Here is a 12,086-nt window from a genome sequence, read left to right on the forward strand (position 1 = left end):
CTCAGCGGCGGCGCAGGACGACCACGGCCACATCGTCCTGGATCTCCGGTGGTGCCAGCTCCACCAGCAGCCGGGCGCAGAACCGTTCCAGGTCCGCGTCCACCGTGGTGCACACCGCGGCGAGCGCGGCCAGCCCCTCGTCGATGGTGGCGTCCCGCCGCTCGATCAGCCCGTCGGTGTAGAACACCAGCGTGGCCCCGGCCGGCAGCACGAACTCCAGGTCGGCCGGGCGAGGCGCGCGGACGCCGAGCAGCGGTGCGGAGTGCTGCACGAACTCCACCTTGCCGTCCAGGCTGAGCGCCGGCGGCAGGTGACCGGCGCTGGCCAGCCGGACCCGACCGCTCGGCGGGTGCAGCAACAGCACGCAGAGCGTGGCGATCTCGGCCGGCAGAAGCGTCCGCATCAGCTCGTTGACCCGGTGCAGGATCTCCCCGGGCTGGTGCCCCTCGACCGCGTACGCCCGCACCGCGTGCCGCAGCTCGGCCATCACCGTCGCCGCGTGCAGCGAGTGGCCGGCCACGTCGCCGATCGCCAGCAGCAGGTGCCCGTCGAGCATCACCAGCTCGTAGAAGTCGCCGCCCACCTCGGTCTGCGCGCTGGCCGGCTCGTAGCGCACCGCGAGATCGAGCCCCGCCACCTCGGGCAGCCGGCGCGGAAGCAGGCTGCGCTGGAGGGTGACCGCGATCCGGTGCTCCTCGTCGAACGAGCGCTGCGCCTCCACCGCCGCCGCCACCGCCTGGGCGAGCTGCACCAGCACCGGAGTCCGGGCGGTCTGGGTGGCGGTCGGGACCACCACGTACAGCGGGGCCCGGTCCTCCCGGAGCCGGGCGGCGGCCACCGTCACCGAGTCGCCCGTCGGCCAGACGAGCAGGCCCCACCGCTCGGGGGCCTCCACCCGGACCGTCGCGCCGGTCGGCACCCCGGTGTCGTCGACGACCCACGGCACCACGGCTGCCTTGGCGCCCGGCCCGGCACAGATCCCGGCGATGCAGTCACCGTCGAACGTCTCGGCGACCACCGCCGCCGGGCTCTTGAAGATCTCGGCGGCACCCGCCGCGGCGGTCTCCAACAGCCGGGCGAAGGTCGGCGCGGCGTGCACCGCCACCGTCGTGTCGGCCAGTCCGAGCAGCCGCTCGGCGAGCAGCTCGGCACGCTGTCGCGCCTGGTAGTAGCGGAGCACCGCGCGGGCGGTGGCGATCAGCTCCTCCGGCTCGATCGGCTCGGCCAGGTACGCGTCCGCACCCCGGGTCAGCCCCTGGGCGCGGTCGGCCACGTCCACCGCGTGCGCCGACACGTGGATCACCGGCGTCGCCGGATGCCGAGTCTTGATCCGTTCGCAGACCTCGTAGCCACTCAGGTCGGGCAGCCGGACGTCGAGGACCACCAGGTCGATCCGGTCCACGTCGACCCGGGCCAGCGCCTCGGCGCCGTTCTCCGCCTCCAGCACGGTGAACCCGGCCCGGGTCAGCCAGCTGACCAGCAGGTAACGCTTGGTACGACTGTCATCGACCACCAGAACGGTCGTCGGCCCGCCGTCCACCGTCACGCTCCACCCACGGGAAGGGACACTGTGAACGTGCTGCCCTGGCCCGGCTCGCTGGTCAGCTCCAGCGTCCCGCCGAGCAGCGTGACCAGGCGCCGGGCGTACGGCAGGCCGAGGCCGGTGCCGCCGACCCGGGTCGCCCCCGGCACCTGGTAGAACTCCTCGAAGATCCGATCGTGCAGCTCGGGGGCGATGCCCGGGCCGCTGTCGCTGACCGTGAATCGCAACCGGTCGTCGTGCTGCCGGACCCGCAGCCGCACCTCACCACGCTCGGTGAACTTCAACCCGTTGTGCAGCAGGTTGCGCAGCACCTGGCCGAGCAGCACCTCGTCGGTTCGCAGCACGGCGGGCGGGGGCGGCTCCTCCACCACCAGCTCCACCTCGGCCCGGGTGGCCAGTGCGCGTAGCGTGCCGCGCAGCTGACCGAAGACCGAGCGCAGGTCGACCTCCGCCCAGTCCGGCTCGATCCGGCCGGACTCCGCCTTGGCCAGGTCCAGCAGCTCGTTGACCAACCCGAGCAGGTCGGACGCCGAGGAGCGGATCAGATCGACCTGGCGGGCCTGCTCGGTGGTGAGCGGATCCGAGGCGGAGTCGGTGAGCAGCCGCCCCAGCCCGATGATCGCGGTGACCGGGGCGCGCAACTCATGGCTCACGTTGGCCAGGAACCGGCTCTTCGACTCGCTCGCCGCGCGCAGCTGGGCGGACTTCTCGTCCAACTCGGCGTAGAGGGCGACCACACCCCGGTTGGTCTCCTCCAGCTCCTCGGTGAGCTGGTTGTAGAGCGCCAGCACCCCGCGGTTGGTCTCGGCCAACTCCTCGTTCAGCACGGCCAACTCGTCGCGGTGGCTGCGCGCCTCGTCGAGCGCCGCGATGAGCTGCCCGTTCTGGGCGGTCAGCTCATCGAGCGCGCTGGCCGGCATCGTACGGCCGAGTTCGGCACGGAACTCGGCGAGCCGCTCCGGGGTCGGCGTCGGCGCATTGGCCGGGACTCGTCGGGACATCCTCACGACCGTAACCCCCTCGACGGTCGACGCGCTCAGGGTGTCGACCAGTCGGGACACCGCGCCGGACTGTGGCTCGTACCGGCCGTCCGGCAGCGGCGCCACCGGGGCCAGGTCGGCACGCAGGTGGAACCGGTTGTCCGCGCCGGTGTCGATGTGGAAGGAGACATCCGCGCCACCGACGGTCCGCAGCAGATCCCGGGCCACCTCGCTGAGCGCGGTGGCGATCCGGATCTGGTCCTGGTGTTCCAGCCCGACCACGGCAGCCACCTCGCGGCCCCGCTGACGAATCACGAAGATGTCCTGCTCGACCCGCAGCGCCATCTGCAGCAGCGGAAGCGCAGCCGGCTCCCCGGTCATGCCCAGGACCTCGCGACCAACACACAGGCGTCGTCACGTCGTACTCCGGCGTCGCGTAGCAGGGTCGCCGCCATCACCAACGGGGACCGCTCGGCCAGGCCCGGGTAGTCGGTCAACCGCCAGCGGTCGACGACTCCGTCGCTGTGCATCACCAACCGGGCACCCGGGCCGAACGGGTAGGCGTACTCCCGGACCGTCGGCCGTTGGTGCCCGGCGATGCCGGGCAGCGACACCAGCCCTCGACGCTTGCCGTCGCCCTCGACGATCACGCCGGAGATGTTGCCCAGGCCGGCGTAGTGCAGCATCCCGGCCGCCGGTGCCAGCTCGGCGACCGCCAGCGCGGCGCCACGGGTGTACGACATCGCCCGGTGCAGGTGGCTGACCACCACCGCCGGCGGGCCGGCCGGGGCGTCGCGGAACGCGGCCAGCGCCGCGTCGGTGGCGGCGGCGGCCAGCGGGCCGTGCCCCAGGCCGTCGCTGACCAGCACCTGGTGCCGCCCCTCGGCGACCCGGACGGCGTACCCGTCTCCACTGACCGTCTCACCGGTCAACGGCCGGGACAGGGCTCCCGCCCAGGACGGCTGTGCCGCCTCGCCCGGCCAGACCTGTACGGCGAGAACGGTGCCCCGGCCGGGCAGCGAGTATCCGTCGAACCAGCTCGCCTGCCGGACGATGGCGCCCAGGCCGATGCCGAGCGTGCCGGTGGTGGAGTGCCCGTCCCGGGACGAGACGGTCAGGTCGGCCATGCCCGGCCCGGCGTCGATGGCGATCAGCTCCACGCCGGCCCTACCGGCACGGCGTACCGGCCGGAGCAGCAGGACACCGTCATCGGCGTGCTTGACCAGGTTGCTGGTCAGCTCGGCCGCCACGATGGCCAGGTCGGCGGTGCGGGACTGACCCAGCTCCACCTGATCGCCGAGGCGCTCGGCGGCCCGCCGGACGGCGCTCGCCGCGCTGCTGGCCTCCACCCGGAACCAGATGCCGCTGTCGGTGACCGCGTCCCCGTTCACCGGGACCACTTGGTCACCGTGATCCGGGTGCCGGTCTCCGCCGACGTCTCGATCTCGAATTCGTCGACCAGCCGCCGGGCACCGCTGAGCCCGAGGCCGAGCCCGCCGCCGGTGGTGTAGCCGTCGGTGAAGGCCAGGTCGAGGTCGGCGATGCCGGGCCCGGAGTCGGCGAAGACGATGCGTACTCCCCGCCGCCGTCCGTTGTCCACGGTCGCCACCTCCACCGCGCCGCCACCGCCGTACACCAGGGTGTTACGGGCCAGCTCGCTCGCCGCGGTGACCACCTTGGTCTGGTCGACCAGCGAGAGCTTGACGGCCACCGCCACGGTACGGACCAACTGCCGGACGCGCACGACGTCCTCGTCGCTCCGGATCGCCTGTGCCTGCGGGTGGCCCAGGTCGATGCCCGCGGTCATGACGTGGCCGTCTCGGCGTCCGGATCGTCGTCGAGCTGGTACTCGAGCTCGTCGCCGCGGGCCGCCGCGATCAGGTCCATGCCACGCTCCACGTTCAGGGCGGTACGGATGCCGTTCAGCGACAGCCCCAGTTCGACCAGGGTGATGGCGACGGCGGGACGCATCCCGACCACCACCGTCTCGGCGTCGAGCACCTTGGAGATCGAGGCGATGGTGGAGAGCATCCGCCCGACGAAGGAATCGACGATGTCCAGCGCGGTGATGTCGATGATGACGCCGTGGCAGCCGGTGTCCACGATCCGCTCGGCGAGGTCCTCCTGGAGCTGGACCGCGGTCTGGTCGGACATGTCGAGCTGGATGGAGACGAGCAGGATGTCGCCGATCTTGAGGATCGGTACGCGTTCCATCAGACGTCCCGACGTGGCTGCCGGCGGGCGGTCTCCACCCCGGTCAGCCGCAGCACGTGACGCAGCGCGTCGGCGAGGGTCGCCTTGGTCGCGATGTCGCCGAACTCGATGCCGAGCGCGACGATGGTCTGGGCGATCTGCGGGCGGATGCCGGAGATGATGCAGTCGGCGCCCATCAGTCGGGCGGCCACCACGGTCTTCAGGATGTGCTGGGCGACCTGGGTGTCGACCGCCGGGACGCCGGTGATGTCGATGATCGCGTACGGGGAGCTGGTGTCGACGAGGGTCTGCAGCAGCCGCTCCATGACCACCTGGGCCCGGGCCGAGTCCAGGGTGCCGACCAGCGGGACGGCGACCACGCCCTCCCAGAGCTTGACCACCGGCGTGGAGAGTTCGAGCAGCTGCTCGGCCTGGTCGGCGATCAGGCTCTCCCGGGTGCGTACGAAGCTCTCGAAGGTGAACAGGCCCATCTCGTCGACCAGCCCGGAGAAGGCGACGTAGTCGCGCAGGGCGTTGTCGCCGCCGGCCTCCTGCACCCGATCGGCCAGCACGTCCTTGAGCGCGAAGATGCTGATCGCGGTCTCGGTGGCGGAGAAGCCCTGCCGGGCCCGGCCGCGGGACAGCTCGGAGAGCGCGGCGCGCAGGTCGGCGGTGCTCTCGGCGGACAGGTCGATGGCACCCTGCTGTCCGGCGGCGACGATGGCGTGGTGCAGGTCCTGCACCTGCCGGTGCAGTTCGGCCTGGCTCAGCCGACCGCGCAACGAACTGGCGACGATCTCGGTCCACCGCTGGGTGACCCGTTCGGCCTGACCGCTCAGCAGCGCGGCGAGTCGACCACTTTCCTCGGCGCTCAACGCCATTGCGAAACCCCCCTCGACCTGGACCGGGCCGGACTCTATCACCGGAGACTGATCAACTACTTGCCCCGTAGCAACGGAATGATGAAGGCCGCCGGATCACGGCTCCCGTTCTGCGTACGACCCGGTTCGTGGGATACCGTTCCCCCGATAACAGGAGGTCTGGCGAATGTCCTTGACGGTGCACACGGAACAACGCGGCGACGTGGTCGTCGTGTCGGTCGCGGGCGAGTTGGACATGGCGACCGCACCGCAGTTGCAGGACCAGATCACCGACCTGCTCGACAAGGGCCGCAACCGGCTGGTGTTCGACCTGGCGGACGTCTCGTTCTGCGACTCGACGGGTCTGTCGGTCTTCGTTCGCGCCAAGAACAGCTGTGACGAGGCCGGCGGCGTGGTGCGGCTGGCCGCCCCGCAGCGGGGGGTGCTGCGCATCCTCGAGGTGAGTGGCCTCGTCGAGGTGCTGCACACCTACCCGACGGTGGACGAGGCCGTGGCCGGCAACCCGACGCCCGCCTCGTCCTGAGCGCTGCCGCTCGTCACTCGTCCTCGACGTACCGGGGTCGGGCGATCACCAGGCCCGCGGTCGTCTGCACGGCGAGCGCGGCCAGCAGGAACCCGACCGGCGCGGTCCAGCCGCCGGTGGCCTCATAGAGGATGCCGACCAGCAGCGGGCCGAGCGCCGCGATCACGTACCCGGTGCTCTGCGCGAAGGCGGAGAGCGCGACGGTCCCCTCGGCGGTGCGCGCGCGCAGCCCGATGGTCGTCAGGATCATCGGGAACGCGCCCTGGCCGATCGCCAGCAGGGTCACCCAGAGCAGCGCGCCGTCGTGCGGGGCGAGCGCCAACCCGAGGTAGGCCAGCGCCGACGCGGCGGTCAGGCCGAGCACCAGCGGGCGCAGGGTGGCCAGCCGGCCGGCCAGCGTGGGCATCAGCAGCGCGATCGGGACGCCGAGCGCGGTCACGCCGGCGAGCAGCAGCCCGGCCGTCTCGGAATGGAAGCCGGCGTCGCGGAACAGCTGGGCCAGCCAACCCATGATCGCGTACCCACTGAGCGACTGGGCGCCGAAGTAGACCGCCATCGCCCAGCCCAGCCGGGTCCGCGCCGGCCGGACCCGCGTCGGCGGGGCGACAGCCGCCGTCGGGGTCGTCGCCCGCCGCGCGGCCGCTCGGGCCCGCAGCGCCAGCGGCACCCACGGGAGTACGGCCACCGCGGCCATCGCGGCCCAGATGCCGAGCCCGGCCCGCCAGGACCCGAAGGCGTGCGCGATCGGCACCGCCGAGGCCGCGGCCACCGTCGTGCCCGCGGTCAGCGCCATCGTGTACGCCCCGGTGACCAGGCCGGTGCGGTGCGGGAAGTGCTGCTTGACCAGCATCGGCAGCAGGATGTTCGCCACCGCGATGCCAGCCAGCGCCAGCGCGCTGGTGAGCAGGAAGACCCAGGTCGAGTCGGTGAGGACCCGGAGCAGTTGACCGGCGGCCAGGGCGAGCATGGCGATCACCAGCACCCGGGCCGGCGCGACCCGGCGGACCAGCCACGGGGTCAGCGCGCCGAGGCCGGCGAACGCGATGGTCGGCAGGGTGGTGACCAGGCCGGCGGTGGTCCCGGAGAGCCCCAGACCGTCGCGGACCTCGTCGAGCAGGGCACCGAGGCTGGTCACGGCGGCGCGCAGGTTGAGCGCGACCAGCAGCATCCCGACCAGCACCAACGCGCCGCCCGTCGCCGGGTGGGTCCGACGGCCGGTACCGGGGTCGCGCGCCGGGCCAGGGGTGCCGGCGACGGGAGCGGGCAGCGCCGGAGCGGCGGTCGGTGGCGGGGTCATGGCGCCTAACCTACAATCATGGGATGAATTCTGGACGGGTGTTGTAACCAATGCCACCGTCGGTTAATTCCGGGCCCGTGCCGCCGCTGCCGCCCCGCGGTCACCGCGTTCGGCAGACGATCGAGCAGCTCCGGGCCCGGATCCTGGGCGGCGAGTGGCCGGTCGGCGGGCGCATCCCCACCGAGCCACAGCTCGTCGCCGCGCTGGGCGTCGGCCGCAACACGGTCCGCGAGGCGGTCCGCGCCCTGGTGCACGCCGGGGTGCTGGAGCCCCGGCAGGGCTCCGGCACGTACGTGGTGTCCACCGACGAGCTGGCGCCGGTGGTGGCCCGCCGGCTCGGTGACGACCGGATGACCGAGGTCATCGAGGTACGGCGAGCCTTCGAGGTGGAGGCCGCCCGGCTCGCCGCGCTACGGCGTACCCCTGCCGACCTGGCGGCGCTCGACGGCGCGCTCGCCGAGCGTGAGGCGGCCTGGCACGGCGGCCGGGTCGACGCGTTCGTCGAGGCCGACGCGGCGCTGCACACCGCGGTGGTCGCCGCCGCACACAACGCCATGCTCGCCGAGCTGTACGCCTCGGTCGGCACCGCCCTGCGCAGCACGGTCGCCCACGCGATGGGTGACGCCCTCGCACCCGAGCGCTACGTCGACCACGCCCGGCTGATCGAGGCGATCAGGGCCGGCGATCCGGCCCGGGCAGCGATCGAAGCCGGCGCTTTTCTGGAGGCCACTCCCGGGGCATAGGTTGTTGCCGACAAAAAAGCCGGACACCTCGGGAGTACGGATGCTCAAGGGTTTCAAAGACTTCATCATGCGCGGCAACGTCGTCGACCTGGCGGTCGGTGTCGTCATCGGCGCCGCGTTCACCGGCGTGGTCACCCAGCTCACCAAGTCGTTCCTCGATCCCCTGATCCGGGTCATCGTGCTGCTGATCACCGGCAGCGACAAGGGCCTGGCCGGCACCGCGCCCAAGTTCCGCGGCATCGAGTTCGACTGGATCGCCTTCGTCAACGCGGTGATCACCTTCCTGCTCACCGCGGCCGCGCTCTACTTCCTGGTCGTCTACCCGATGAACCGGCTGGCCGAGCGGCGCAAGCGGGGCGAGGAGCCGCCGCCCTCGGCGCCGAGCGAGGAGGTCAAGCTGCTCACCGAGATCCGGGACGCGCTGGTCTCCGCCGGCCACACCACCCCGGGCCAGCAGCGCGGGGCGCTGGACGACGTGCTGGGCCGCCGTACCGAGCCCCCGGCGCCGCGCTGACCGTCGAATGCACATCGGCCCCTGCGGGTTATCCGCAGGGGCCGCACACTCTCGTACGTGTGTTCGATAGAGTCCCGCCATGGAGCAGCGGAAGCACTGGTGGAACGGGAAATGGGGGCGGCTGGCCCGCCGGGACGTCTTCCTGCGGGTGGACGCCGACCGGTGGCACGTCGAGCAGCGCGCCGGCGGCGCCGAGGGCATCTCCCGGTTCTACGAGTACGGCAGTGCGGACGAGGCCGAGGAGACGGTCCGGGCACTGCTCGACGGCTCGGACGCCTGGCGGGAGCTGTCGCCGCGCCCGCCGAGCGGCTGGGCCTCGCCCAACGACTGACGTCCGGTCGGTCAGACGGTCCCGGGCACCGACGCGCCGGAAGGGCGTTTGATCCGGCTCTGCCCAGGGAACCGCGCCAGGATGAAGCAGCAGGGCACCGACGAGCAGACGACCATCTCCCGGGTCACCACGGGCATGCCGGTGATCGACGTCGCTGGCACCGAGGTCGGCACGGTCGACCTCGTCCAGCGGGGAGACCCGAACGCGGTGACCGTGCAGGCATCGACCGCCGACCCGGGCAGCAGCCTGGACGAGTTGATCGAGGCCACTGCGGTCGAGGAGCCGGAGGTGCCGGCCGATCTGGCGGCGCGGCTGCTGCACGGCGGCTACCTGAAGGTCTCCACCGAACTGACCCGCACCGGCGCGGTCTACGTACCGGCCGACCGGATCGGGTCGGTGGCCGACGGCCGAGTTCTCCTCGCGGTCGGCGTGGCCGACCTGCCACCGGAGGAGTGACCTGGTGTGGGTCTTGTCGGTGCGTCGGCCGGTTGGCGGTGCCGGAAGAGCAGCAGCATCAGGCAGCCGGCGACCAGCCCCCAGAACGCGCCGCCCACGCCGATCAGCGTCACGCCGGAGGCGGTGACCACGAAGGTGACCACCGCGGCCTCCCGGGTCGCCGGCTCGGTGACCGCCGAGGCGAGCGCGGTGGCCAGTGCGCCCAGCAGTGCCAGCCCGGCGACGGCCTCGATGAGGATCGGCGGGGCGACCGCGACCAGCGCGGTGGCCACGCCGGCACCCAGTCCGAGCAGGGCAAGCCCGACTCCGGCGGTGACCGAGGCGACCCACCGGCGCTCCGGGTCCGGGTGCGCGTCGGGGCCGGCAGCCAACGCCGCGGTGATCGCCGCGAGGTTCACCGCATGCCCGCCGGCCGGGGCCGCCAGCAGGCTGGCCAGTCCGGTGGCTCGCAGGGCGGCCCCGACCGGCGGCCGGTAGCCGTAGCCGACCAGCACCGCCATGCCGGGTACGTTCTGCGCGGCCATGGTGACCAGGAACAGCGGGAGAGCGAGCCCGACCAGCGCGGACCCGTTCCAGGCCGGCGCGGTCAGGGTGACCGACGGGGCCAGCGTGGCACCGGCCAGGCCGGCCGGCGGTGCGGTCAGCGCGATCGCCACCACCGCCACCAGCAGCGCGCCGGGCACCGCCCAGCGGCGGGCGAAGCGGTGCAGCAGCAGCCAGCCGACCACCACCGGGCCGGCCACCGTGGGCAGCTCGACCAGCGCGCGGACCGGCGCGGTGCACAGCGGCAGCAGCACCCCGGCGAGCATCGCGCCGGCCACCGGCTTCGGAATGGCGGCCACCGCCCGACCGAGCGGCGGAAACAACCCGGCCGCCACGATCAGCAGGCCGGAGACGAGGAACGCGCCCACCGCGACCGGCCATCCACCCGACGGCGGCCCGGTCGCCACCAGTAGCGCCGCGCCCGGCGTGGACCAGGCCACGCTCATCGGCACCCGGTGCCGCCAGCCCAGCCAGGCGGCGGCGAGCCCGCACGCCACGCAGAGGGCGAGCAGGCCGGACGCCGCCTGGGCGTCCGACGCGCCGGCCGCGCGGAGCCCGGCCAGTACGACGGTGAACGAACTGGCGAAGCCGACCAGCGCGGTCACCACGCCGGCCAACACCGGTTGTGCCCGTCCAGCCATCCCACCCTCCCCTGTTCCGTTTACGGAACGACGGCGTGTAGCACGATAGCCGGGTGCCGCACCCACCACCAGCCCGCCGTCCGGACCTCGACGTGGATCCCGCCCTCGTCGGCAGCCGGATCCGCGCCCTGCGCGAGGAGCGGGGAATCACACTGTCCACGCTGGCCCGGCTCGCCGGCATCGGAAAGGCCACCCTCTCCGGCCTGGAGCACGGCACCCGCAACCCGACCCTGGAGACACTCTGGGCGGTCACCACGCAGCTCGGCGTGCCGCTGACCGCCGTACTGGCCGAGCCGGCCGCCGCGCCCACCGTGCACGGCACCGCGGTCACCGCCACCCTGCTGGAGGTGTTCACCGACAGCGAGGCGACCTACGAGCTGTACCGGATGCGGGTCGCGCCCGGCCCCGGGCAGCTCTCCCCCGCCCACCAGCCGGGGGTCACCGAACACGTCACCGTCTTCGTCGGGGTGCTGCGCGCCGGCCCGGCCGACGCGCCGCTGACCGCCCCGGCCGGGGGCCACCTCCGGTGGGTCTCGGACGTACCGCACAGCTACACGGCTGTCGGCGACGAGGAGGTAGCCGCCAGCCTGCTGATCCGCTACCCACGCGGCTGAGCCGCGGCAGCATTCCTGAGCCATATCCAGTAGTGCGTGCAGACGGCGGCAGGGTGTTCTTGGCAAGCTTGTCCCCATGACGCTGATCCTCCGCTCGGCCATCCTCAACGACATCGGTCTGATCCGGACCAACAACGAGGACTCCGCCCTCGCCGGTGACCGCCTGATCGCCGTCGCCGACGGCATGGGCGGGCTGCCCGCGGGCGAGGTGGCGAGCGAGATCGTGATCCGGATCCTGGACGAGCTGTCCCCGCCCACCGACCCGGACCGGGCCGCCGACGCCCTGCGCGCCGTCGTCAGCACCGCCAACCAGCGCATCCACGCCGCGATCACCGTCGACCCGGCCCGCGAGGGGATGGGAACCACGCTCACCGCGGCTCTGCTGGCCGGTGAGACGCTGGTGCTGGCCCAGGTCGGCGACTCCCGCTGCTACCTGCTGCGCGACGGTGAACTGACCCAGCTCACCCGGGACGACACCTTCGTGCAGGCGCTGGTCGACCAGGGCACGCTCTCCCCCGAGCAGGCCCGGTACCACCCGCAGCGGTCGCTGGTGACCCGGGCCGTGCAGGGTGCCGACACCCCGCCGGCGGTCGGCGTGCTGGCCGTGGTGCCCGGCGACCGGCTGCTGCTGTGCAGCGACGGGCTCTCCGACTACGTCGAGGACCACGCCATCGCCGCGACCCTGGCCATGTACGCCGACCGCCAGCAGTGCGGCGAGCAGTTGGTGAAGCTCGCCCACCACGCCGGTGCGCCGGACAACGTCACCGTCGTCGTCTCCGACGTCACGGAGCGCTGACCCCGCTCGACCTGCGCGGCGATCCGAGCGA

At 72.9% G+C, this 12,086-nt stretch carries 15 protein-coding genes; 7 read left to right on the top strand and 8 right to left on the bottom strand.

Annotated features, from left to right (window positions below):
- Nucleotide 1 precedes the first annotated feature (1 nt).
- Genes ACFQGL_RS21395 through ACFQGL_RS21420 form a run of 6 tightly spaced genes read right to left on the bottom strand, consistent with a single transcriptional unit; the run spans nucleotide 2 to nucleotide 5,597 of the window.
- Nucleotides 2-1,540: a SpoIIE family protein phosphatase gene (locus ACFQGL_RS21395; RefSeq protein ID WP_377514136.1), complete on the bottom strand. Its 1,539-nt coding sequence runs from the start codon at nucleotides 1,538-1,540 to the stop codon at nucleotides 2-4.
- 2 nt (nucleotides 1,541-1,542) lie between these two features.
- Nucleotides 1,543-2,904 carry a sensor histidine kinase gene (locus ACFQGL_RS21400; protein WP_377514001.1) on the bottom strand — a complete coding sequence of 454 codons (1,362 nt, stop codon included), beginning with the start codon at nucleotides 2,902-2,904 and terminating at the stop codon, nucleotides 1,543-1,545.
- Entirely contained in the window at nucleotides 2,901-3,914 is a 1,014-nt protein-coding gene (locus tag ACFQGL_RS21405; protein WP_377514139.1) for a SpoIIE family protein phosphatase, read from the bottom strand. The genes ACFQGL_RS21400 and ACFQGL_RS21405 overlap by 4 nt, the downstream gene beginning before the upstream one ends.
- Nucleotides 3,911-4,330 (bottom strand): ATP-binding protein, encoded by a 420-nt coding sequence (locus ACFQGL_RS21410; protein WP_377514002.1) that lies wholly within the window; start codon nucleotides 4,328-4,330, stop codon nucleotides 3,911-3,913. The genes ACFQGL_RS21405 and ACFQGL_RS21410 overlap by 4 nt, the downstream gene beginning before the upstream one ends.
- Nucleotides 4,327-4,737: an STAS domain-containing protein gene (locus ACFQGL_RS21415; RefSeq protein ID WP_377514004.1), complete on the bottom strand. Its 411-nt coding sequence runs from the start codon at nucleotides 4,735-4,737 to the stop codon at nucleotides 4,327-4,329. The genes ACFQGL_RS21410 and ACFQGL_RS21415 overlap by 4 nt, the downstream gene beginning before the upstream one ends.
- Nucleotides 4,737-5,597, bottom strand: a complete 861-nt coding sequence (locus ACFQGL_RS21420) for an STAS domain-containing protein (RefSeq protein ID WP_377514005.1) — start codon at nucleotides 5,595-5,597, stop codon at nucleotides 4,737-4,739. Before ACFQGL_RS21420 ends, ACFQGL_RS21415 begins: the two co-directional genes overlap by 1 nt.
- A 166-nt stretch (nucleotides 5,598-5,763) precedes the next feature.
- Here ACFQGL_RS21420 and ACFQGL_RS21425 point away from each other — a divergent pair, with 166 nt between their 5' ends.
- Entirely contained in the window at nucleotides 5,764-6,120 is a 357-nt protein-coding gene (locus tag ACFQGL_RS21425; RefSeq protein ID WP_377514006.1) for an STAS domain-containing protein, read from the top strand.
- Between the two features lie 13 nt (nucleotides 6,121-6,133).
- Here ACFQGL_RS21425 and ACFQGL_RS21430 read toward each other — a convergent pair whose 3' ends face one another.
- Nucleotides 6,134-7,417 carry an MFS transporter gene (locus ACFQGL_RS21430; RefSeq protein WP_377514008.1) on the bottom strand — a complete coding sequence of 428 codons (1,284 nt, stop codon included), beginning with the start codon at nucleotides 7,415-7,417 and terminating at the stop codon, nucleotides 6,134-6,136.
- Between the two features lie 50 nt (nucleotides 7,418-7,467).
- On the opposite strand from ACFQGL_RS21430, the gene ACFQGL_RS21435 reads away from it, so the two are divergent.
- The 4 genes from ACFQGL_RS21435 to ACFQGL_RS21450 all read left to right on the top strand — a co-directional run bounded on the left by ACFQGL_RS21435 (nucleotide 7,468) and on the right by ACFQGL_RS21450 (nucleotide 9,461).
- A complete protein-coding gene (locus ACFQGL_RS21435) occupies nucleotides 7,468-8,160 on the top strand; it encodes a FadR/GntR family transcriptional regulator (RefSeq protein ID WP_377514010.1) in 693 nt (230 codons plus the stop codon).
- A 40-nt stretch (nucleotides 8,161-8,200) separates the two neighbouring features.
- On the top strand, nucleotides 8,201-8,674 hold the full coding sequence (mscL, locus tag ACFQGL_RS21440; protein WP_377514011.1) for a large conductance mechanosensitive channel protein MscL: 474 nt from the start codon (nucleotides 8,201-8,203) through the stop codon (nucleotides 8,672-8,674).
- Between the two features lie 79 nt (nucleotides 8,675-8,753).
- Nucleotides 8,754-9,005, top strand: coding sequence for a hypothetical protein (locus tag ACFQGL_RS21445; protein WP_377514013.1), 252 nt, complete (start codon nucleotides 8,754-8,756; stop codon nucleotides 9,003-9,005).
- 81 nt (nucleotides 9,006-9,086) lie between these two features.
- On the top strand, nucleotides 9,087-9,461 hold the full coding sequence (locus ACFQGL_RS21450) for a hypothetical protein (protein WP_377514014.1): 375 nt from the start codon (nucleotides 9,087-9,089) through the stop codon (nucleotides 9,459-9,461).
- Here ACFQGL_RS21450 and ACFQGL_RS21455 read toward each other — a convergent pair.
- A complete protein-coding gene (locus tag ACFQGL_RS21455; RefSeq protein WP_377514015.1) occupies nucleotides 9,374-10,645 on the bottom strand; it encodes a benzoate/H(+) symporter BenE family transporter in 1,272 nt (423 codons plus the stop codon). The two genes, ACFQGL_RS21450 and ACFQGL_RS21455, sit on opposite strands and share 88 nt — an antisense overlap.
- Before the next feature lie 53 nt (nucleotides 10,646-10,698).
- Here ACFQGL_RS21455 and ACFQGL_RS21460 point away from each other — a divergent pair, with 53 nt between their 5' ends.
- Together ACFQGL_RS21460 and ACFQGL_RS21465 are read left to right on the top strand one after the other, a co-directional pair.
- Nucleotides 10,699-11,259 carry a helix-turn-helix domain-containing protein gene (locus ACFQGL_RS21460; RefSeq protein WP_377514016.1) on the top strand — a complete coding sequence of 187 codons (561 nt, stop codon included), beginning with the start codon at nucleotides 10,699-10,701 and terminating at the stop codon, nucleotides 11,257-11,259.
- Nucleotides 11,260-11,335: 76 nt separating this feature from the next.
- The gene (locus tag ACFQGL_RS21465; RefSeq protein WP_377514017.1) at nucleotides 11,336-12,055 is read left to right on the top strand and encodes a PP2C family protein-serine/threonine phosphatase; all 720 of its coding nucleotides are present in this window, start codon (nucleotides 11,336-11,338) and stop codon (nucleotides 12,053-12,055) included.
- Nucleotides 12,056-12,086 lie beyond the last annotated feature (31 nt).

Origin of the sequence: Micromonospora vulcania (assembly GCF_042658605.1) — a bacterium.
Lineage (GTDB): Bacteria > Actinomycetota > Actinomycetes > Mycobacteriales > Micromonosporaceae > Micromonospora > Micromonospora vulcania.